Source organism: Pseudomonas sp. FP1740, from assembly GCF_030687165.1.
Classification (GTDB): Bacteria; Pseudomonadota; Gammaproteobacteria; order Pseudomonadales; family Pseudomonadaceae; genus Aquipseudomonas.
This window is the reverse complement of the sequence record NZ_CP117461.1, coordinates 1,419,264-1,441,552: the sequence shown is the minus strand read 5'-3', so window position 1 is coordinate 1,441,552 and position 22,289 is coordinate 1,419,264. Positions and strand designations below refer to the sequence as shown.

Sequence of the window (22,289 nt, the reverse complement as noted above, 5' to 3'; positions counted from 1 at the left end):
TCAATTCTTATTAGTCGCTTCTGTGCGTCAGAGCCGTTCGATCGCCAGGGCCAGGCCCTGACCGACACCGACGCACATGGTCGCCAAGCCTTTCTTGCCGCCCGTCTTTTCCAGTTGATGCAGTGCGGTCAGCACCAGACGCGCACCGCTCATGCCCAGTGGATGGCCCAAGGCAATGGCGCCACCGTTCGGGTTGACCTGGGCCGCGTCATCCGCCAGTCCCAGTTCACGCAGCACCGCCAGACCCTGGCTGGCGAAGGCTTCGTTGAGTTCGATCACGTCGAAATCGTTGACCGCCAGGCCCAGGCGCTCAGTCAATTTACGCACCGCCGGCACCGGGCCGATACCCATCACCCGTGGTGCGACACCGGCGCTGGCCATGCCGAGCACTTTGGCGCGGGCGGTCAGGCCGTGTTTCTTCACGGCTTCGGCCGAAGCCAGAATCAGCGCTGCGGCACCGTCGTTCACACCGGAGGCATTGCCGGCGGTGACGGTTTTGTCGGGGCCGTTGACCGGTTTGAGTTTGGCCAGGGTTTCGAGTGTAGTGTCGGCGCGAGGATGTTCGTCCTGGCTGACCACTGTTTCACCCTTCTTGTGGGCAATGCGCACTTCAACGATTTCTTCGGCGAAAAATCCTGCGGCTTGCGCGGCGGCTGTCCGTTGCTGACTGCGCAGTGCGAAAGCGTCCTGATCCTCGCGGGAAACCTGATAATCGTCGGCCACGTTATCGGCGGTTTGCGGCATTGCATCAACGCCGTACTGGGCTTTCATCAACGGGTTGATGAAACGCCAGCCGATGGTGGTGTCTTCCAGCTTCATGTTGCGCGAAAACGCTGCGTCAGCCTTGCCCATCACGAATGGCGCGCGGGACATCGATTCGACGCCACCGGCAATCGCCAACTCCATCTCACCGCTGGCGATGGCCCGAAACGCAGTGCCGATCGCATCCATGCCCGAAGCGCAGAGGCGATTGAGGGTGACGCCAGGAATGGTTTCCGGCAGCCCCGCCAACAACAACGCCATGCGTGCCACGTTGCGGTTGTCTTCGCCGGCCTGGTTGGCGCAGCCGAGGAACACCTCGTCCACCGCGTTCCAGTCCACCGACGGGTTGCGTTCTATCAACGCCTTGATCGGCACGGCGGCCAGGTCATCGGCACGAACCGCCGACAGGCCACCGCCGAAACGGCCGATGGGGGTGCGAATCGCGTCGCAGATATAAACGTCACGCATCAGGCTTCTCCGGGTGCTTGGCCGTGGGCCGCCGCAGTGCGGGCTTCCAGATCACGCAGCGCGGTCAACTCGACTTCGGTTGGCTCGGCAGTGTTTTCAACGGTGTCGGCAAAACGAATCGCCCAACCGGTGGCCGCGATCACTTGCTCGCGGGTCACCCCTGGGTGCAACGCGGTGACCACGAATTCATGGGTGCCGGCTTCCGGTTCCATGATGCACAGGTCGGTAATAATGCCGACAGGACCGGCGCCCGGCAGGCCGAGACGTTTGCGCGAATCACCGCCCTCGCCATGACCAACCGAGGTAATGAAGTCGAGCTTGTCGACGAACGAACGCGCCGACTGCTTGAGGATGATCAGCACGCTCTTGGCGGAACCGGCGATCTCCGGCGCGCCACCTGCACCCGGCAGGCGAACTTTTGGCTGATGGTAGTCGCCGACTACCGTGGTGTTGATGTTGCCGAAGCGATCGACTTGCGCGGCGCCGAGGAAGCCGACGTCAATGCGCCCGCCCTGCAGCCAGTAGCGAAAAATCTCGCCGGTCGGGACGACGGTGTCGGCGGTTTCCGCCAGCTCACCGTCACCGATCGACAATGGCAGTACGCTTGGCTTGGCACCGATCGGACCCGATTCGTAGATCAGGACTACATCGGGCGAGGACGTCAGTCGCGCCAGGTTGGCGGCTTTCGACGGCAGGCCGATACCAACGAAGCACACCGAACCGTTTTTCAGGCGGCGGGCGGCGGCGACGGTCATCATTTCATTGGTGGTGTAAGTCATTACTTGGCCTCCGAAGCAGCGGCCAGCTTGGCCTGGAACTCGCTGAAGTCAGCGCAGCCATGGATGTACTCGTTGATCCACGCGGTGAAGGTTTCACGGTCGCGGGCAATCGGGTCCCAGGCCTGGTAGAAGCGGTTGTCACGCTCGGTGTAACCGTGGGCGTAGGACGGATGCGCGCCGCCCGGTACGTGGCAGACCGCGCTCAGAGCCCAGGTCGGCAGCACGCAAGCGTTCATCGGTGCATTGAGGTCATCGACGATTTCTTCGACGGTGACGATGCAACGCTTGGCCGCCAGCGCCGCTTCTTTCTGCACCCCGAGAATGCCCCAGAGCAGCACGTTGCCTTGACGGTCAGCCTTCTGCGCGTGAATCACGGTGATGTCCGGGCGCACCGACGGCACCGCCGCCAGCACTTCGCCGGTGAACGGGCAGGTGACGGTCTTGATCAGCGGGTTGACCTTCGGCAAGTCGGAACCGGCGTAGGCTCGCAGCACCGCGAACGGTAAGCCCGAAGCGCCCGCGACATAGGCATTGGCCAGGTCGGCGTGGCTGTGCTCTTCGATTTCCAGCGCATGCGGCCACTGCCGCTCGACTGCGTCACGCAGACGGTGCAGCGAACCGACGCCAGGGTTGCCGCCCCAGGAGAAAATCAGTTTGCGAGCACAACCGGCACCGATCAACTGGTCGTAGATCAGGTCAGGCGTCATCCGCACCAGGGTCAGGTCTTTCTTGCCCTGGCGAATGATTTCGTGACCGGCGGCCGTAGGAATCAGGTGAGTGAAGCCTTCGAGCGCGACGGTATCGCCGTCGTTGACGAACTGCTTCACCGCGTCATGCAGCGAAAGGATTTCAGCCATGGGGCAGGCTCCCGTTTTGTTTTGAACCGACAGTGGTAGAAAAGGGCGCGAGGTTCAGCGCCGGAATGACTGAAGGTTAAGCCCCTGGAAAAACCCAAACAATCCGATAATCGACTGAGTGTTCGTTTATCGAACAGATTGTTATCTGGCTATCGTTCTCTCTCAGATCATTCCCACGCTCTGCGTGGGAACGATCACATCTTGAAAGTCGCCCTCAGGTCGCATCCGCATGGCTGACCATGCCCTTGATCACCACCGCCGTGGTCGCCAACGCGGCCGGAATCACCAGAGCCGTCAACACCTGCTCGAAGTTCCAGCCCAGGCCCAGCAACGTCGCGCCCATCCACGCCCCGAGGATCGCGCCGAAGCGGCCAATCCCAAGCATCCACGACACACCGGTCGCCCGCCCTTGCGTCGGGTAAAAACGCGCCGCCAGCGATGGCATTGCCGATTGCGCGCCGTTGACACACATCCCGGCCACCAGCACCAGGGTCGCCAGCACGGCGATGTTGCCCAGGCTCTGCCCTACCGCGTAGGCAAACACCCCGGCCAACAGGTAGAAAGTGCCGATGACCTTGTGCGGATTGAACCGGTCCATCGCCCAACCCACGCCCACTGCGCTCAACACCCCACCAAGCTGGAACAGCGCACCAATGAATGCGGCCTGCTCCATGCTCGCGCCGCTGTCACGCATCAGCGTCGGCAACCAACTGGTCAGCAGATAAACAATCACCAGCCCCATGAAGTACGTCAGCCACAGCAACAATGTGCCGGTGCTGTAAGTACCGGAGAAGATCACCGCGAACACATTGCGTGCCTTCACGGTTTTCTGTTCCGGCACGCTGAAGCTCGAAGCCTGGGCCACCACCGCTGGGTCGATCGGTGCCAGAGCCTTGCGCACTTTGTCGGTACCGCGATTGCGCACCACCAGATAGCGCGCCGATTCTGGCAACCACAACAGCAAAACGACGGTGAGCATCAGCGGCAGAATCCCGCCGATCATCAACAGGCTGTGCCAGCCAAAGGCCGGGATCAGTTTGGCCGAGATGAACCCGCCCCCGGCCATGCCGAGGTTGAAGCCGCAGAACATGCTGGTCACCAGCAGGGACTTCTTGCGTTCCGGGGTGTATTCGGACAGCAGCGTGGTCGCGTTCGGCATGCCGGCGCCCAGGCCCAGGCCGGTGAGGAAACGCAGCACCAGCAGTTGATCGACATTGGTGCTGTAAGCCGATGCCAGGCTGAACGCACCGAACAACAACACCGCGCCTACCAGTACGACTTTTCGCCCGAAGCGGTCAGCCAACGGCCCGGAACCCAAGGCGCCAAAGACCATGCCGATCAGTGCCGCACTCATCACCGGGCCGAGGCTGGCGCGATCGATGCCCCAGTCCTGGGACAATGCCGGCGCGATAAACCCCATGGCCGCGGTGTCGAGGCCATCGAGGAAGACAATCAGGAAACACAGGATCACCACCCGCCATTGGTAGCGCGAAATGGGTTGAGCGTTGATGAAGGACTGCACGTCGAGGCAGTTCCCTACAGCAGACTGAGGCTGGTTCATTATTTTTATTCCACGCAAAGAACGCAGTCGAACAAGTGCCAGCCGAGGCTGACGCTGTCACAAGAAAAGAAGGTCGGGATCAGGCGATCCGGTTTCGGCAGCTAAGCCGGTGGGAACAGCGACAGTGGGGAAACGTGCGCATGACGATGCCTCTTCTCATTATTATTGGGTCGTCGCCCGGCAACTGCTGAGGGCCAGCAGCGCCGGATGACGCTGCCGCGACATTAATGATCCGAGAGAAACAGCGTCAATTCGATAAACGCGACTCTGTGCGTTTATCGAACAGCTTAGGCGAACAGCTGCGCACTCAAGTCGCGGCTGGCACTCAACAAACCGGGCAGGAAACGTTGCTCCAACTCGCTGCGGCTGACCCGGCCGGCATGGGTGCTGACGTTCAGCGCCGCCACCACTTGGCCAGAAGCGTCGTACACCGGAACGGCAATCGAGCGCAGGCCTTGCTCCAGTTCCTGATCGACGATGCACCAGCCTTGTCGCCGTACTTCTTGCAAGCATTCGAGCAATGCCTCGGGGGTATGCAGGGTGCGACTGGTCTTGGCTTGCAAGTCTGCATGGTCGAGGTATTCGCGCAGCGACGTGTCGTCCAGCGCGGCGAGCAGAATCCGGCCCATGGAGGTGCAATAGGCCGGCAAGCGCCCACCCACCGAGAGGTCGACGGAAATCAATCGCTGGGTGGTCGCCGAGCGCGCAATGTACAAAATGTCATCGCCCTCCAGCGTGGCCATGTTGCAGGCCTCGTGCAGTTGCTCGCTCATGCGGTCCAGGTACGGCTGGGCAGACACCGCCAGTGGAGTCGACGACAGATAGGCATGGCCCAGGGTCAAGACTTTGGGCAGCAGCGAATAGGTGCGCCCGTCGGTGGTGGCGTAGCCGAGCTTGATCAGCGTATGCAGGCAACGTCGCACAGCGGCGCGGGGAATTTCCGTGCGGTGGCTGATCTGTGCAATGGTCAGGTGCCGCTTGCGTTCCTGGAACGCTTGCACCACCGCCAGGCCACGGGCCAGGGAAGTCATGAAATCCGGGTCACCGGTCAGGGCCTGGATTCGCTTGGCGGGCGAGGCGACGATCGGCGGCGCCACTGAAGCGAAGGAATTGCGCATTTGATCGTTCATATCAGGTTGTTCCCCACACGGATCAGCGACTATTACAAGCGGCCCCGGTCTGACACACAAGCCAGCGGCTGCCAGGATTGGGCGATTATCGAACCACAGGCCGATAATCGCAATCGTGGTGCGTACATTCAGCCATCCTGCTTTCACTCACCCCACAATACGGTTGTTATTTTCGGTCACTGGTTTAAAGGAGAACGATGTAATAATTTGTCCGGCCTAATGGCGCCAGAAAATCACCACTGCAACTGGCATCAGTCCACCGTAGTTACCGGCAAGTTGCGAGCAACAAAACAATCACACATGAGGAACTACTTTTAACTGCCAAGAGATAGTGTTCTTCGAATCGACCGCTATAATGCATTTCAGAGGCGACCGGTTTTTTTGTACCGATTCCGCCCGCCGGCAGCGCGATATCCATCGCCGCTGTCCGCAGCAAGCGCTTGACGCTCATTTAATATGTTCCGCCAACGCGCTCGCTGAAACAGGAGACTGATGCTGCGTCAGCTGTTTTGCTCTGGTGCCGTGGCCGCCTGCAACATTGAAGTATTGATTGTGCCGTGGGAACGATGTCGTATCAGGCATTGTCCTTTCGACGAGCACGGTCAATAGATCGATGCAGCGCGTTTCACCAGAATTAATCTCAACTCAATCAGGTAGCACTGTGACGAAAGACGAACTGCGCGCGGAACTTGAGCGCCAGGAACAACGTTACAAGGAAGTTTACGGCGGGGAAGTCACCACCTACGCCGCTCAGCCCGAACCCGAACGCAAACCCTGGCGTAAACGCGCCACCGTTCAGGATCAGGCCTTCACCCAGGAATTGCAGAAGATGGAAAAGGAACTCAAAGCCGAAGAGCCATGACCGCCTCGACTTGAATCCTTTCAAGAGCCTGCGTCTGCACCCGTTAAAAGCGGGTTGTATCGATGGTGCTTTTCGCGCCCGCTACAAGCGGGCAGCGGCTTCCTCATCCATTCGATGAGGCAAACGGCTCTTGCCTGACCTTCTTCTCAGATATTTCACACAAGCGTTCAAGCCTCTCGTCCCAACGAGAGAAACCCTTGTGGCAGCTGCCTTTCCAAGCGAATTCAATGACTTGTAGGCCCCTGAAAAACCCTGGGATTCAGGGGATTGCCACCTACTAATTCATTGAAGAATGTAACCGATGAGCAGCAAGTGCATCGATTATCAGTCTTTTCTGGCATAATCGCGCCCCCTTACGAACGGGTCAGAAAACCTTCATGATCGATTTATTCAGCGGACTGGATGCTTGGGTGCTTGTGAGCCTCTTGCTCGCCCTGGCCTTTGTCCTCGCCTTCGAGTTCATCAACGGCTTTCATGACACCGCAAACGCGGTGGCCACTGTTATCTACACCAAAGCCATGCCGCCTCATCTGGCGGTGTTCTTTTCCGGTGTGTTCAACTTCCTCGGCGTGCTGCTGGGCGGTGTGGGGGTGGCGTATGCCATCGTCCATCTGCTGCCGGTAGAACTGTTGATCAATGTGAACACCGGTCACGGGCTGGCCATGGTGTTCTCGTTACTCGCCGCGGCCATCACCTGGAACCTGGGCACCTGGTACTTCGGTATCCCGGCCTCCAGCTCCCATACGCTTATCGGTTCGATCCTCGGCGTCGGCCTGGCCAACGCCCTGATCAACGACATTCCGTTGGCCGACGGCGTCAACTGGCAGAAAGCGATCGACATCGGCGCGTCCCTGGTGTTCTCGCCGATGGCCGGCTTCCTTGTTGCCGCCCTGGTGCTGATCGGCCTTAAATGGTGGCGTCCGCTGTCCAAGATGCACAAGACACCGGAACAGCGCCGCAAGATCGACGACAAGAAGCACCCGCCGTTCTGGAACCGTCTGGTCCTGGTGATTTCGGCGATGGCGGTCAGCTTCGTGCACGGCTCGAACGATGGCCAGAAAGGTATCGGCCTGATCATGCTGGTGCTGATCGGTATCGTCCCTGCACAGTTCGTACTCGACCTGGGCAGCACCACCTACCAGATCGAACGGACGCGCGATGCAACCCTGCACCTGAGCCAGTTCTACAAGCGCAATGCCGATACGCTGGGTGAATTCCTGGCCCTGGGCAAAAGCGTGGAAGGTGATCTGCCGGAGAAATTCCGTTGCAACCCGCAACAGACCGAACCGACCATCGCCGCCCTGCTCGACACCCTCAAGGGTGTAGCCGACTACCACTCGCTGCCGGCGGAAAGCCGCATCGAAGTGCGTCGTTACCTGCTCTGCCTGGACGACACGGCGAAGAAAGTCAGCAAGCTGCCTGGCCTCGCTGCCCGTGAAAAGGCTGACCTGGACAAACTGCGCAAGGACCTGACCACCACCACTGAATATGCCCCGTTCTGGGTGATTCTGGCGGTCGCACTGGCCCTCGGCCTGGGTACCATGGTCGGCTGGAAGCGCGTGGTACTGACCATCGGCGAAAAAATCGGCAAGCAAGGCATGACCTATGCTCAAGGCATGTCGGCGCAGATCACCACCGCGAGCATGATCGGCCTGGCCAATATCTTCAGCCTGCCCGTCTCCACTACCCACGTCCTGTCCTCAGGCGTGGCCGGCACCATGGTCGCGAACAAAAGCGGCCTGCAAGGCGGTACTGTCAGAACCATCCTGCTGGCCTGGGTCCTGACCCTGCCAGCCACCGTAGCCCTGTCGGCCGGCCTGTTCTGGCTGGCCTCCAAGGCACTGGGTAGCTGATACACCGCTACTGAAAAAGGCGCGTTCCGTGAGGTTCGCGCCTTTTTTATTACCCGCATTTCGGTATTAGATCGTTCCCACGCTCTGCGTGGGAATGCAGCCCGGGACGCTCCGCGTGCCTTTCGAGAGCTGGGACGCAGAGCGTCCCTTGAGGCGTTCCCACGCAGAGCGTGGGAACGATCGCACAAAAAAAAGGGCGACCGAAGTCGCCCAAAATGCCTTGCGTGCTCATTGCTCTAGAAAGAACTACGGTTTTCTCCGCTTATGCGAATCCTTCCAGATAAAAAAACCAAACCCTGCAAAAAACAGAACCATGAGGCCAACTGTCAGCACTCCGGCGATCACCACGTTATCGAAAAACATGACTGGCCTCCTGCACATGCCCTGTTGCGATGGGGCTAAGTTAACCAATCGGGCAGGAGAGAAAATTGACCGGGATCAATGCCGCCCGAGACTGGGCGTAAAGGAAGGGAAATAACTGACCTGCATCAACAGATGCAGGGTGTTTCAACGCTTTTTCGGTTTGTTCTTCGGCTTTTTCTTCGCTTTACCCAACGGCATGGCCTGCTCAAATGCCTGGCGCACTTCGTTCAGGCGCTTTTCATTAAGGTCATGAACCCGTTTGGCACGTTCAGAATTGAGGTCGATCAGCTTGTCATCTTGGCTCATGGCGTTCAGTGCATCGCTTGGAAATGAATTCAGCTGCCGGCTAAAGGCGACAGGATTGCGCCAATAATGCGGTCTGGCGCGGGCGCTGACCAGTCTCCGACACTTCAGATCTCGATATCGACCCACAACCCCTGACGTGGCTGACTCTCCATCAACGGCACCACCGGCACGGTATTGTCGGCATTGAGCTCATTACCGGGGATCGCCAAATGCTCTTCGGGATCCTCATCGGCCTCGCGACGGCGCCGCTCCCGTTCCTGTTGCCGACGCTGTTCCTCGCGCAGCTGCAGACCCGCTTCTTCCGGGTCGCGCTTTTGCAGGTCGATGGTGCTTTCATTGGAGCTTTCCTGCACTGGCACCACGGGCGGAATATCCGGGCGCTGGCGGATCGGATCCTGCTGTGAAGTGATCGGCACGGCGCTCAAGGGGAGCATCGGTGGCAGCATATTATTGGTCTCCTGTCAGAAGGCTGTCGGCTGCGGGGGTGGCGACTTGAGCCATTGGTCGCAAACTTGTGATCCGCTTGGCACCGCAGGAGCTGGAGCAGCCTGCGATCCTTTGATCTTCAAGTCCTGAAAAGTTCGCAGCCTTCGGCAGCTCTTGCGCACGTAAACCTTTGGTCTGGGGGCTGATTCCGTTAAGATAGCCCGCTTTTTCAAGGTGGGAGTCAGGCAGCATGGCGCAGCAGTATCAACCGGGGCAACGCTGGATCAGTGACAGCGAAGCCGAGCTGGGTTTAGGCACCGTTCTGGCACAGGACGGCCGCTTGTTGACCGTGCTCTACCCGGCCACTGGCGACACTCGCCAGTACGCGCTACGGAATGCGCCCCTCACCCGCGTGCGGTTTTCGCCGGGTGACTCGATTACTCACTTCGAAGGCTGGAAACTGACCGTACAGGAAGTCGACGACATCGACGGCCTGCTGGTCTACCACGGCCTCAATGGGCAGAACGAAGTGGTCACCCTGCCGGAAACCCAGCTGTCGAACTTCATTCAGTTCCGACTGGCGAGCGACCGTCTGTTCGCCGGCCAGATCGACCCGCTGGCCTGGTTCTCCCTGCGTTATCACACCCTGGAACACACCAGCCGCCAGTTGCAGTCATCGCTCTGGGGCTTGGGCGGCGTGCGCGCGCAACCGATCGCGCACCAGTTGCACATCGCCCGTGAAGTCGCCGACCGTATCGCGCCGCGGGTTCTGCTGGCCGACGAAGTAGGCCTGGGCAAGACCATCGAAGCCGGTCTGGTGATCCATCGCCAACTGCTCTCTGGCCGCGCCAACCGCGTGCTGATCCTGGTGCCGGAAAACCTCCAGCACCAGTGGCTGGTGGAGATGCGCCGCCGCTTCAACCTGCAAGTTGCGCTGTTCGATGAAGAACGCTTCATCGAAAGCGATGCCACCAACCCGTTCGAAGACACCCAGCTCGCCCTGGTGGCGCTCGAATGGCTGGTGGAAGACGAGAAAGCCCAGGACGCGTTGTTCGCCGCCGGCTGGGATTTGATGGTGGTCGACGAAGCGCACCACCTGGTGTGGCACGAAGACCAGGTCAGCCCTGAGTACTCCCTGGTGGAGCAGCTTGCTGAAACGATCCCGGGCGTATTGCTGCTGACCGCAACCCCGGAACAACTGGGCCAGGACAGCCACTTCGCCCGTCTGCGCCTGCTCGACCCGAACCGTTTCCATGACCTGCATGCCTTCCGCGCCGAGAGCGAAAACTATCGCCCGGTGGCCGAAGCCGTTCAGGAGTTGCTGGACAAAGGGCGCCTGTCGCCTGAAGCGCACAAGACCATTCACGGCTTCCTCGGCAACGAAGGCGAAGCCCTGCTGAGCGCAGTCAACGATGGCGATACCGAAGCCTGCGCCCGTCTGGTCCGCGAACTGCTGGACCGCCATGGCACTGGCCGCGTGCTGTTCCGTAATACCCGCGCTGCCGTGCAGGGTTTCCCGGAGCGCAAACTGCACCCGTACCCGCTGCCGTGCCCGGCCGAATACCTCGAACTGCCGTTGGGCGATCACATCGAGCTGTACCCGGAAGTCAGCTTCCAGTCCCAGCCGGACGCCAACGAAGAAGAGCGCTGGTGGAAATTCGACCCGCGCGTCGAGTGGCTGATCGACACCCTGAAAATGCTCAAGCGCACCAAAGTGCTGGTGATCTGCGCCCACGCCGAAACCGCCATGGATCTGGAAGACGCCCTGCGCGTGCGTTCCGGTATTCCGGCCACGGTGTTCCACGAAGGCATGAACATCCTTGAGCGTGACCGCGCCGCCGCCTACTTCGCCGACGAAGAATTCGGCGCCCAGGTGCTGATCTGCTCGGAAATCGGCAGTGAGGGTCGCAACTTCCAGTTCTCGCACCATCTGGTGCTGTTCGACCTGCCGTCGCACCCGGACTTGCTGGAGCAGCGTATCGGTCGTCTCGACCGGATCGGCCAGAAGCACGTTATCGAACTGCACGTGCCGTACCTGGAAACCAGCCCGCAAGAGCGGCTGTTCCAGTGGTACCACGAAGCGCTGAACGCATTCCTCAACACCTGCCCGACCGGCAACGCCTTGCAGCATCAGTTCGGCCCGCGCCTGCTGCCGCTGCTGGAAGAGAGCGACGATGGCGAGTGGAAAGCGCTGATCGACGAGGCCCGCGCCGAGCGTGAGCGTCTGGAAGACGAACTGCACACCGGTCGCGATCGCTTGCTGGAGCTCAACTCCGGCGGCGCGGGTGAAGGTGATGCGCTGGTCGAAGCGATTCTCGAACAGGACGATCAGTTCGCCCTGCCGATCTACATGGAAACCCTGTTCGACGCCTTCGGCATCGACAGCGAAGACCATTCGGAAAACGCGCTGATCCTCAAGCCCAGCGAAAAAATGCTCGACGCCAGCTTCCCGCTGGGCGACGACGAAGGCGTGACCATCACCTACGACCGCAACCAGGCGCTGTCTCGTGAAGACATGCAGTTCATCACCTGGGAACACCCGATGGTTCAGGGTGGCATGGACCTGGTGTTGTCCGGCTCGATGGGCAACACCGCCGTGGCGCTGATCAAGAACAAGGCGCTGAAACCGGGCACCGTGTTGCTGGAACTGCTCTACGTCAGCGAAGTGGTTGCCCCGCGTTCGCTGCAACTGGGCCGTTACCTGCCGCCGGCCGCCCTGCGCTGCCTGCTCGACGCCAATGGCAATGACCTGTCGGCCCGGGTGTCGTTCGAAACCCTGAACGATCAACTGGAAAGCGTGCCCCGCGCCAGCGCCAACAAGTTCATCCAGGCCCAGCGCGACCAGCTGACGCCACGGATCAATGCCGGCGAAGAGAAGATCACACCGCGTCACGCCGAGCGCGTGGCCGAGGCGCAACGTCGCCTGGCGGCCGATACCGACGAAGAACTGGCGCGCCTGACCGCCTTGCAAGCGGTCAACCCGACCGTGCGCGACAGCGAACTGGTTGCCCTGCGCAAGCAACGCGAGCAAGGCCTGGCCATGCTCGACAAGGCGGCGCTGCGACTGGAAGCGATTCGGGTGTTGGTAGCGGGCTAAACCGCCCTGCTCCATCGCCAAAAATGAAAAGGCCCGCAGCGATGCGGGCCTTTTTGTTTACCTTGTCCCGCCCGCCGATCATTCCCACGCTCCGCGTGGGAACGATCAATCCTCAGGCCGTGACCGCAGCACCCTTTGGCTCAACCACCGCCACCAACCCTTCTTTCATCCGCTTGGCATCCCGCACAAAACACCGCGATGCCAAAAACAGAAACACCATGGTGAAAAACAGCGCCACCGGGATCAGGTACATCGCGTCATGCAGGCCGACAGCCTTGAATACCTCGGTCATCTGCTCGGCACCCGCCGAGAGCATCGCGGTATGGGCGAAGTGATCGGACAGACCGCCCACCACCACCGGCCCCAGACCACCGCCCAACAGATACAACCCGGCAAAGAACAACGCCATCGCCGTCGCCCGCAGGCGTGGTTCGACCACGTCCTGAATCGCTGTGTACACGCAGGTGTAGAAGTTGTAGGCGAACAACCACCCCAGGCTGAACACCGCGACAAATACCCCGATTTCGATCCGCCCGGCATGCAGCGCCCAAGCCGTGCACAACGTCGAAATGACCAGGCTGAATGCCGCGAACAACAGTCGCCCATTGGCCACCCGCTGGTGAATCTTGTCGGCAATCCATCCGCCTAGTGTCAGGCCGAACAACCCGGTCACTCCGACGATCACCCCGGTCGCCACCGCCGCGTCCTGCAACGGCATCAGGAAATAACGCTGCAGCATCGGCACCAGAAACGAGTTGCAGGCATACGTGGCGAAGTTGAAGCACAGTCCCGCCATCACCAGCCACAGGAACGTCGGAACCGCCAGCACTCGACGGATCGGCCGGTCCACGCGTTCCTGAGACACTTGCACACTTTCCGCCGCGCCACGTTTCGGCTCTTTGATGAAGAACATGAAGACCGCCAGGATCAACCCCGGCACCGCCGCGATGAAGAACGGCGCACGCCAGCTGTCGAATGCCTTGACCATCGCACCAATGGTGAAGAACGCCAGCAGCAGGCCCAGTGGCAAGCCGAGCATGAAAATACCCATGGCCCGTGCCCGACGATGCGCCGGAAACAAATCACCGATCAGCGAATTGGCGGCCGGCGCGTAACTGGCTTCACCGATGCCGATGCCCATGCGCACGATCAGGAAACTCCAGAAACTGCCCACCAACCCGTTGATCGCTGTCAGCCCGCTCCACACCGCCAGGCCCCAGCCCATCAGTTTGCTGCGCGAGCCGGTATCGGCCAATCGCCCCAGAGGCAGGCCGGCAATGGCGTAAACGATGGTGAATGCAGTCCCGATGATCCCCAGCTGAAAGTCGCTGAGGTGCCATTCCATGCGGATCGGCTCGATGATGATCGCCGGAATGGTGCGATCGAAGAAGTTGAACAGGTTGGCCAGGAACAACAGGAACAGAATGCGCCAGGCATTCGCCGCTTGGGTCGAGTTCTGCATGGGGTCCGTCTCTTTTTATTGTTGTTGGGGCCGTCACTGTCCCCGGAACCTCCAATCTAGTCAGGCCCGTCAGGGCTGTCTGTCATTATTCGCAAGGCTGATATCAGCCCATGGCGCCACGCATAACCGGTGGGATTAGTGCTGTCAGGAAGCCAGGTTTTTCACCATCAGTCGCAGGCTGGAAAAATACCTCTGCGCCCCCCTTCCCAACGGCATGGCGAAGCCTAGAATAGCGGCCTTGTCTGCCCACCCCGTTCCCATTCCTCCTTTGATCATTGCCCATGTCCGAAGCCAGTCCGTGTCTGAATTGCGGTGCCTGCTGTTCTCATTTCCGCGTGTCTTTTTTCTGGGGTGAATGCACCTCGGCCGGGGGCACGGTGCCTGACGAACTGGTCACGTCCATCAGCCCCAGCCGGGTGGCCATGCTGGGCACAGACTGCAAACCCGTTCGCTGTGTCGGTCTGGTGGGTGAAGTGGGCAGCACCGTGCAGTGCTCGATTTACGATCAGCGCTCCAGCACTTGTCGAGAGTTCGACGCCTCTTGGGCCAATGGCGAGGCGAACGTGGATTGCGATGCGGCACGGGCCGCGTTCGGGCTGCCCGCCCTGCAACCTGAATTCGAAACGCCTTTTGAGCAGATCGCCTAAGGTGCCGCACCGACCGCCATTGAGCTCATTAAAAAAATTTTGACATCAATGCGCCATTACCCCTTGCGCTCTGTATAAGCCCTCTATACTGCCAGCATTCGCCAGCGCGCATGACGCAGGCCAGGATGACTCACAGACGGGACATGCTATGGAGTGGCTTGGTTTGCATTTCATGACCGGGCTACCGGAAAACGGGCAGGTCATCCTCAATTGCACCCATAACCCGTTTCTGGTGTTGCTGGCCTATCTGGTTGCCTGCACGGCCGGTTTCGCCACGCTGGGCATGACCGAGCGGGTGGGACATGTGGAAAAATCCGCCTCTCAACGACTCTGGCGCTGGGTCGGCGCCGGGTGTCTGGCGGGCGGTATCTGGTCCATGCACTTCATCAGCATGTTGGCGTTCCAGGTGCCGATCGAAATCCATTACCACCTGCCCACCACCCTGATCTCGCTGTTGTTCGCCCTGACCGCCTCATGGCTGGCCATGTACACCCTGAGCCATCCCCAACTGAATTTCTGGCAATACCTGCGGGCCGCGGTGTGGATCGGCCTGGGTATCGCGACCATGCACTACGTGGGCATGGCCGCACTGCGATCGAATGCGCAGGTCTATTACCAACCCGCCCTGTTCGTGCTCTCCGTCGTGATCGCCATCGGTGCCAGCCTGGCTGCCCTGTTGATTTCCAGTCACTTGCGCGATGACACCGGTGCGTATCATCTACTGCTCAAATACACCGCCAGCCTGGTGCTCGGGGCCGGCATTGTCAGCATGCATTTCACCGGCATGGCATCGCTCAACCTGGTGCTGCCCGATGACAGCCTTCAACCGCTGCCCGGCGACAACAATCACCTGCAACTGGGGCTGACAGTGGCAGTGATGGCGCTGTTGATCATCGGCAGCAGCATCAGTGCCGCACTGGCGGACAAGAAGCTGCAACACAAGGAGTCCGACCTGCAGCGGGTCAACGCCCTGCTCGGTCAACTGGATCAGGCACGCATGTCGCTGCAACAGGTGGCGCATTACGACCCCTTGACCAACCTGCTCAACCGCCGGGGCTTCAACCAGCTCTTCGCCGAAAAACTCATCGAAAAAACCAACGAAGGCGGCATGCTCGCGGTGATATTCCTCGACATCGACCACTTCAAGCGGATCAACGACAGCCTTGGCCATGACGCCGGCGACGAACTGCTCAAAGTCCTCGCCAGTCATATCAAGGCCTCGGTGCGCAGCCACGAAGACGTGGTGGCGCGTTTCGGAGGCGACGAATTCTGCCTCCTCATCAACTTGTACGACCGTGAAGAAGCACGGCATATGGCCCAGCGCATCATGCTGAAAATGAAGGCCCCCATCGAGTTGTCCGGACGGCGCATGGTCATGACCACCAGCATCGGCATCAGCCTGTTTCCGGAAGACGGCAAAACCTGCGAAGAACTGCTGAAGAACGCCGACCTGGCGCTGTATCAGTCCAAGGACAGCGGTCGTAACGGGTTGCACTTTTTCAATTCAAGCCTGAAAGCCCGCGCCACCCTGGAGTTGCAACTCGAAGAAGAACTGCGTCACGCCCTGCGCGAAGACTCCGGGTTGATGCTGTATTACCAGCCGATCTATGACCTGAGAATCGACAGAGTCACCAAACTTGAAGCGCTGGTCCGCTGGCAACACCCGGTTCACGGATTGCTGACACCGGACCGGTTCATCGCCATCGCCGAGGCCAACGGCCTGATCGCCGAACTGGACAATTGGGTATTGCGCAAAGCCTGCGAAGACTTGGGCGAACTGTCCCGCCACGATTGCGAAGACCTCAAGATCGCGGTGAATTGTTCGCCCCTGAACCTGGCGCGAGAAGAGCTGGCCAATGAAATCGAACACGCCCTGCACCTCTTCGGGGTGGCGCCACACCGGCTGGAACTGGAAGTAACCGAGAACGCGCTGATGGGCAATATTTCCAACACCCTGGTGTTGCTGCGGCAGATTCGCGCCCTTGGTGTTTCGTTGTCGATCGACGACTTCGGCACCGGTTATTCCTCACTGGCCTACCTCAGGCGCCTGCCATTAAACACGCTGAAGATCGACCGCTCGTTCATTCAGGACATTCCCATGGCCACCCAGGACATGGAAATCGTCCAGGCCATTATCGTCATGGCCCATACCCTGCATTTGCAGGTCGTCACCGAAGGTGTCGAGACCCTCGAGCAATATGACTTTCTCCAACGCCACGGCTGCGATTTCGTCCAGGGCTACCTGCTTAGCCATCCGGTGCCGCTGGCTGAGTTGCGGCCGGTACTGGCCGAAATCAACCAGCACACGCGTGCCGTCAATCCGTTGAGTCTGGCTCACGGTACAACTGCACTAACGTCGAGGGATCCTTTTCCAGGAAGCCCTGCCCCCCATGGAGGCGCATCAGTTGTGCGGCCAATCCGCTGATCGGCGTGGCCGAACCCTGTTCGCGGGAAAACTTCACGGCGGTATCTAGATCCTTGAGCAGCGTGCGTACGTGCCATTTCACGGGCTCGAAACGGCTTTCGGCCATTTGCGGCGCGAGAATCTGCAACGGTTTCGAATCGGCGAAACCACCGGCCAGCGCCTCGGCAATCAGGCTGGCATCGACCCCGGAGCGCTCGGCCAGGGCCACCACTTCAGCAATGACCAAGGCATTGCAGGCGACGATCATCTGATTGCAGGCCTTGGTCACCTGCCCCGCGCCGACCGCGCCCATGTGGGTCACGCGCTGGCCAAGGGTCAGCAACACCGGCCGCACGCGCGCAAGGTCTGCCGCCTCGCCACCGACCATGATCGCCAGGCTGCCGGCCTCGGCGCCGACCACCCCGCCGGACACTGGCGCATCGAGCCAACCCATCCCGGTTTTATTGGCCAGGGCTGTGGCCATTTCCCGCGTTGCGGTGGGCTCCAGGCTGGAAAAATCCACCAGCAACTGGCCGCTTTTCGCCCCCTCGGCAACGCCAGCCGCGCCAAACACCACCTCACGAACCACCGCGGTATCGGCCAGGCACAACATCACCACGTCGGCGTGCTGACACAGCTCGGCCGGTGTCGCCACTTGCCGCGCACCAGCCTCGACCAGCGCTGCACACTTGGCCGGGTTGCGGTTCCACACCGTCAGCGGATAACCGGCCGCCAACAGGCGTCGGCACATCGGCAACCCCATCAGGCCGATTCCGGCGAACCCCAGCGCAGGCAACGTTGCCATCATTTAGCCTCCCTTTGATTAAAGATCATCGAATATTGGCCGATTCATCATGGTTAAGGAAAGGATTCCCCCGAGCGATGTTCAGGCCAAGGCCCTGACGCTTGGGCCACATTCGCGCTAAAAAAAAGACGCGAGATCCCATTCCGTGATGACTCGATGACACTTGTCGCCGAGCCGACCAGTCCAGGTATATGGCGCACAATGACTTCTAAAAACAATCCGGCCACCGCGGTATCCGATCTGACCCTGAGCCTCGCGGCGAACAGCCCCTCATCGTCGAAGCCATTGCCCCCGTCGCGTCCGCTGTCGACTCAGCAATACCTGTACTTCACCGAAACCAATACCGACCGCATCCTCGACAACCTCGACGGCCTGCGCGACCTGGTGTTCCCGCGCCCGCCCCATCTGGAAGGCGACAACGAACAGCACAACGACCAGGAATTCCCCTCGGTGTGCCTGATCGGCCTGGGCCGCTGCGGTTCGAATATCGCGCTGGACGTGGCGGAGCTGGTGTACAACGCTCGCAAGTTCTACCTCAACGAATTCAACAACGAAGACCGTGTGTCGCCGGATAAACGCTACGCCGAAAAGGGCTACAGCCCGGCGCAGTGGATTCGCAACAACCTGCGCCTGGGGCCGAACAAGGCCACCAAACCGGTATTCCTGGTCGAACCGCTGGTGATGCTCGGTGACCTGGACAAGGACATCGCCGGTCGCATCCGTTTCTCGCGCAAGGGCGAAAAAAGCGGCTTTTTGCGCGACTACAGCAAAATGAAAATCATGGACTTGTCGGAAGTCCACGCCGGTGGCGCCGGTAACGCGCCGATCCTCGGCCAGTACCTGGCCAAGATCATCCTGAACAAGGACACCCAGCGTTTCTCCAGCCCCGACTGGAAGATGATTCACTCGTACCTGATCGACAGCTGCGGGATCAAGGCCAACCAGTCGCGCCTGTACTTCTCGATCTTCAGTGCCGGTGGCGGTACCGGTTCGGGCATGGCCTCGGAATTCGGCCTGGCCCAGCAGCACTCGTACATGAACAAGACGTTCGACACCAAGCCGATGGACGAACACGACGGCAAGAGCGGCCATTCCTTCGTCTTCGAGCCGATCTTCACCAGCGGCATCTGCGTACTGCCGAACATTTCCGATCACCGCAGTGAAATGTCCGAAGCGCTGCACATCAACGCCGGTCGCCTGCTGTGCAAATACCTGTCGGAAGAGTGGGACTTCTCCTACAACTTCGCCAACGAAGACAGCAGCGAAGCCAGCGTCATGGGCCGTATCCGCCCATGGAACGCGATGATGCTGATCTCCAACGACATCATGCGTTATGCCGAAGAAAGCGATGACGGCAACATCCAGAACATCGACGTCAACGCGATGGAAAAGCACGCCAACCAGTACATCTCACAGCAGATCTTCAATATTCTGACGGCACAGGCGGTCACCACCGACTACGACCAGAACTATTTCCGTCGCGCTGGCATCGACATCGGCGAAACCATTCGCCTGGACGCCAACGACCTGTTCATGAGCCTGGCCGGCCCGGTGGCAATTGCCTACGCCGAATCCGTGGTGCCGGAAACCCCGCCGCCGAGCAGCGACAAATTCAAGGTGTTCGACAAAGAGCCGCAGCGCCTGAACATCGACGATCTGTTCTTCCGTTCCATCGACCTGCCGCACTTCAACAAAGTCACCCAGGCGATTGAAGGCATCAGCCTGTTGCCAATCGAGTCCAAGCGCTACCGCGCCTCGCTCGAGCAGTACAAGAATTCGGGCTATGACGCGGCCGCCTTGCACGACCTGCACTTCTTCAAGAACTGCTCGTCGGTGGTGTCGATCGTGTCCCTGCCTAAAGACTACAAACTGTCCTACATGGACCTGAACCGGTTGAAGACTCACCTCAACAGCCTGTTCCCCAACACCACGCTCAAGCGTTATGCACTGGTGATCGGCGCCTCGGCCAACCTGTCGCTGACCACCCTGATCGCCAAGAGCCCGTGCCTGTCGGACGACTTCCTGACGCTGATCGTGGCGTTCATCAAGCGTTGCTTTGCAAAAAATCCGTATCGCTTCGACGAAACGCTGGATAACTCGATCCTGGACTTCATCATCCATGAAGACTTCGACGAAGACCGGATCGACGAACTGCTCAACGAATTCGAAAACCCGGCGAAGATCCTCGACACCAACTGGTACGCGATCAAACCGATGTACGAGAAGAAGTACCGCGAGTTGATTAACGACAAAGAGAAGTTCGTCTCGATCAATGACATTCGTTTGTCGCGCGATTGCGTGAAGAAGGCGATCAAGTACCTGCGCGAGATCTACCGTCACCGGATTGGCAAGACCAAGGTTATTTCGCTGAATAACCATACGGGCAAGACGGCTTATTGAGGTCGAGCCTTTAACGATCGCAGCCTTGTGATGATCGTTCCCACGCTCCGCGTGGGAATGATCACAACACCCAGAAACAATTGAGCAGCCCATCGGCTGCTCAATAAACTGTTCCCGTTACGTTTACGTCACCGTTATACCGGCCTTTCTGTGGCCTTTCTCCACGGCAACGTGCCATCACGCTACTCGGCTACACACTTTTGCCCGACAAAACCAAGCACCAAATCGGTGCGAACCTTCAAGCCTTCGCCCTTTCCTGGATCATAATCCACGGCGAAACAACCACGGCCCACAGCTGCGGATCACGCTCGAAAAGATCCAGCGCCCGCGTTTCAGACAGCTTGGCGACCTTGTCGGCGGCCAGCCAGGCAGCGACTTTCTCGCCTTCATCGGTCGCCACCGCTTCCGCCGCAGCGATCAAATCCAGGCCTGGGTCGACCCACAATAGGGCACCCTTGGCGAAGAACGGCTCCAACTCTTTCCAGGTAATAGATGCGGTTTCACCAAGCAGCTTGGCATAGAGGGTGCTAGGTTCTTGAATCATGGGTCGCTGTCCGCAATAGAAATCGATGTGAATGATAACGTCGGTGTTGCGCCAGAAAAACCCGGATGCAATTGCGTCACCGATTGAAAAACCCGGGAAAGCCAGGGAATGCTGTTGCTTCAAGTATTAGCCAGCTAACATCCTGCCGCGATTCTGTCTTTTTCTTTCAACAAAGCGACACCCTCAGGTTTTGCCCCCTGGCGCCAGCTTCCCAGGCTAACAATCGGCGCTCTACACTGTACCGGTACAGTTGCCGGGGGCATTTTCCGGAGGATATCGACGATATCTGACCCGGTTCTGCTGCTACGGCGCCAGGACTATAAAAACTACAACAGTAAGAGTGGAGCACTATGACTAAGGCTACTAAGCAGATTTCAAAACTGTTTGCCGCTATGGTTCTGGCCGGGGTTGCCAGCCATTCGTTCGCCGCCGACACCATCAAGATCGGCATCGCCGGCCCTAAAACCGGCCCGGTCACTCAATACGGCGACATGCAGTTCATCGGCGCCAAGATGGCCATCGATCAGATCAACGCGAAGGGCGGCGTCGACGGCAAGATGCTCGAAGCCAAGGAATACGACGACGCGTGCGACCCTAAACAAGCCGTGGCCGTCGCCAACAAAGTGGTCAACGATGGTGTGAAATTCGTTGTCGGCCACCTGTGCTCCAGCTCCACCCAGCCAGCTTCGGACATCTACGAAGACGAAGGCGTGATCATGATCACCCCGGCCGCCACCAACCCGGACATCACTACCCGTGGTTACAAGCTGGTGTTCCGCACCATCGGCCTGGACAGCGCCCAGGGCCCTGCCGCCGGTAACTACATTGCCGATCACGTAAAACCGAAAATCGTTGCCGTGCTGCACGACAAACAGCAATACGGTGAAGGCATCGCCACCGCCGTGAAACAGACCCTTGAGAAGAAAGGCGTCAAGGTTGCCGTGTTCGAAGGCCTCAACGCCGGTGACAAGGACTTCTCCTCGATCATCCAGAAGCTCAAGCAAGCCAACGTCGACTTCGTCTACTACGGCGGCTACCACCCGGAGCTGGGCCTGATCCTGCGCCAGTCCCAGGAAAAAGGCCTGAAAGCCAAGTTCATGGGGCCTGAAGGCGTCGGCAACGACTCCATCTCGCAAATTGCCCAGAATGCTTCCGAAGGCCTGTTGGTCACCCTGCCGAAATCCTTCGACCAGGACCCAGCCAACAAAGCCCTGGTACAAGCCTTTGCCGACAAGAAGCAGGACCCAAGCGGTCCGTTCGTGTTCCCGGCCTACTCGGCTGTCGAAGTGATTGCCGAAGGTATCAAGGCAGCCAAGAGCGAAGACACCGCCAAGGTGGCTGAAGCCATTCACAAAGGCACCTTCAAGACCCCGACCGGTGATCTGTCGTTCGACAGCAAGGGCGACCTGAAAGACTTTAAATTCGTGGTCTATGAGTGGCACTTCGGCAAACCAAAAACCGAAGTTTCCCCTCAGTAAGCTAGCTCCATGATTAATAAAGCCCACTGCGCAAGCAGTGGGCTTTGTTTTACGAGATTAATGAGTCAGAGTCCCGCGATCCGGG

The 22,289-nt window shown here is 59.6% G+C and carries 19 protein-coding genes; 7 read left to right on the top strand and 12 right to left on the bottom strand.

The window, feature by feature from the left end; all coding sequences use genetic code 11:
* Positions 1-27: 27 nt before the first annotated feature.
* From pcaF to PSH69_RS06215, 6 genes are all read right to left on the bottom strand, one after another.
* Positions 28-1,233 (bottom strand): 3-oxoadipyl-CoA thiolase, encoded by a 1,206-nt coding sequence (gene pcaF / locus PSH69_RS06240; RefSeq protein ID WP_305412792.1) that lies wholly within the window; start codon positions 1,231-1,233, stop codon positions 28-30.
* Positions 1,230-2,009, bottom strand: a complete 780-nt coding sequence (locus PSH69_RS06235; protein ID WP_111455065.1) for a CoA-transferase subunit beta — start codon at positions 2,007-2,009, stop codon at positions 1,230-1,232. Before PSH69_RS06235 ends, pcaF begins: the two co-directional genes overlap by 4 nt.
* Positions 2,009-2,866 carry a CoA transferase subunit A gene (locus PSH69_RS06230; protein WP_018926877.1) on the bottom strand — a complete coding sequence of 286 codons (858 nt, stop codon included), beginning with the start codon at positions 2,864-2,866 and terminating at the stop codon, positions 2,009-2,011. The genes PSH69_RS06235 and PSH69_RS06230 overlap by 1 nt, the downstream gene beginning before the upstream one ends.
* 214 nt (positions 2,867-3,080) lie before the next feature.
* The gene (locus PSH69_RS06225; RefSeq protein ID WP_305411403.1) at positions 3,081-4,427 is read right to left on the bottom strand and encodes an MFS transporter; all 1,347 of its coding nucleotides are present in this window, start codon (positions 4,425-4,427) and stop codon (positions 3,081-3,083) included.
* A 287-nt stretch (positions 4,428-4,714) separates the two neighbouring features.
* On the bottom strand, positions 4,715-5,557 hold the full coding sequence (pcaR, locus tag PSH69_RS06220) for a pca regulon transcriptional regulator PcaR (protein ID WP_007935836.1): 843 nt from the start codon (positions 5,555-5,557) through the stop codon (positions 4,715-4,717).
* A 265-nt stretch (positions 5,558-5,822) separates the two neighbouring features.
* Entirely contained in the window at positions 5,823-6,008 is a 186-nt protein-coding gene (locus PSH69_RS06215; RefSeq protein WP_138866217.1) for a hypothetical protein, read from the bottom strand.
* Positions 6,009-6,218: 210 nt separating this feature from the next.
* On the opposite strand from PSH69_RS06215, the gene PSH69_RS06210 reads away from it, so the two are divergent.
* Entirely contained in the window at positions 6,219-6,419 is a 201-nt protein-coding gene (locus PSH69_RS06210; RefSeq protein ID WP_007935837.1) for a hypothetical protein, read from the top strand.
* 377 nt (positions 6,420-6,796) lie between these two features.
* Positions 6,797-8,272, top strand: a complete 1,476-nt coding sequence (locus PSH69_RS06205; protein ID WP_018926881.1) for an inorganic phosphate transporter — start codon at positions 6,797-6,799, stop codon at positions 8,270-8,272.
* A 246-nt stretch (positions 8,273-8,518) separates the two neighbouring features.
* Here the strand turns inward: PSH69_RS06205 and ccoM are convergent, their stop codons facing one another.
* The 3 genes from ccoM to PSH69_RS06190 all read right to left on the bottom strand — a co-directional run bounded on the left by ccoM (position 8,519) and on the right by PSH69_RS06190 (position 9,387).
* Positions 8,519-8,635, bottom strand: coding sequence for a cytochrome c oxidase subunit CcoM (ccoM, locus tag PSH69_RS06200; RefSeq protein ID WP_018926882.1), 117 nt, complete (start codon positions 8,633-8,635; stop codon positions 8,519-8,521).
* Positions 8,636-8,779: 144 nt separating this feature from the next.
* Positions 8,780-8,941: a hypothetical protein gene (locus PSH69_RS06195; RefSeq protein ID WP_007935839.1), complete on the bottom strand. Its 162-nt coding sequence runs from the start codon at positions 8,939-8,941 to the stop codon at positions 8,780-8,782.
* A 104-nt stretch (positions 8,942-9,045) separates the two neighbouring features.
* On the bottom strand, positions 9,046-9,387 hold the full coding sequence (locus PSH69_RS06190; RefSeq protein WP_305411402.1) for an aspartate-semialdehyde dehydrogenase: 342 nt from the start codon (positions 9,385-9,387) through the stop codon (positions 9,046-9,048).
* Between the two features lie 230 nt (positions 9,388-9,617).
* Here PSH69_RS06190 and rapA point away from each other — a divergent pair, with 230 nt between their 5' ends.
* Positions 9,618-12,464, top strand: coding sequence for an RNA polymerase-associated protein RapA (rapA, locus tag PSH69_RS06185; protein ID WP_305411400.1), 2,847 nt, complete (start codon positions 9,618-9,620; stop codon positions 12,462-12,464).
* 112 nt (positions 12,465-12,576) lie between these two features.
* On the opposite strand, the gene PSH69_RS06180 is transcribed toward rapA, so the two are convergent.
* Entirely contained in the window at positions 12,577-13,926 is a 1,350-nt protein-coding gene (locus PSH69_RS06180; protein WP_305411399.1) for an MFS transporter, read from the bottom strand.
* Between the two features lie 281 nt (positions 13,927-14,207).
* Between PSH69_RS06180 and PSH69_RS06175 the strand changes: the two genes are divergently transcribed.
* Together PSH69_RS06175 and PSH69_RS06170 are read left to right on the top strand one after the other, a co-directional pair.
* Positions 14,208-14,573 carry a YkgJ family cysteine cluster protein gene (locus PSH69_RS06175; RefSeq protein WP_018926887.1) on the top strand — a complete coding sequence of 122 codons (366 nt, stop codon included), beginning with the start codon at positions 14,208-14,210 and terminating at the stop codon, positions 14,571-14,573.
* A gap of 148 nt (positions 14,574-14,721) precedes the next feature.
* The gene (locus tag PSH69_RS06170; RefSeq protein WP_305411396.1) at positions 14,722-16,998 is read left to right on the top strand and encodes a bifunctional diguanylate cyclase/phosphodiesterase; all 2,277 of its coding nucleotides are present in this window, start codon (positions 14,722-14,724) and stop codon (positions 16,996-16,998) included.
* Here PSH69_RS06170 and PSH69_RS06165 read toward each other — a convergent pair.
* Positions 16,889-17,785 carry an NAD(P)-dependent oxidoreductase gene (locus PSH69_RS06165; protein WP_305411395.1) on the bottom strand — a complete coding sequence of 299 codons (897 nt, stop codon included), beginning with the start codon at positions 17,783-17,785 and terminating at the stop codon, positions 16,889-16,891. The two genes, PSH69_RS06170 and PSH69_RS06165, sit on opposite strands and share 110 nt — an antisense overlap.
* A gap of 198 nt (positions 17,786-17,983) precedes the next feature.
* On the opposite strand from PSH69_RS06165, the gene PSH69_RS06160 reads away from it, so the two are divergent.
* On the top strand, positions 17,984-20,182 hold the full coding sequence (locus PSH69_RS06160) for a hypothetical protein (protein ID WP_305411394.1): 2,199 nt from the start codon (positions 17,984-17,986) through the stop codon (positions 20,180-20,182).
* A 238-nt stretch (positions 20,183-20,420) separates the two neighbouring features.
* Here the strand turns inward: PSH69_RS06160 and PSH69_RS06155 are convergent, their stop codons facing one another.
* Positions 20,421-20,726: a DUF2288 domain-containing protein gene (locus PSH69_RS06155; protein ID WP_370695252.1), complete on the bottom strand. Its 306-nt coding sequence runs from the start codon at positions 20,724-20,726 to the stop codon at positions 20,421-20,423.
* 350 nt (positions 20,727-21,076) lie between these two features.
* On the opposite strand from PSH69_RS06155, the gene PSH69_RS06150 reads away from it, so the two are divergent.
* Positions 21,077-22,204, top strand: coding sequence for a branched-chain amino acid ABC transporter substrate-binding protein (locus PSH69_RS06150; protein ID WP_305411392.1), 1,128 nt, complete (start codon positions 21,077-21,079; stop codon positions 22,202-22,204).
* Positions 22,205-22,289 lie beyond the last annotated feature (85 nt).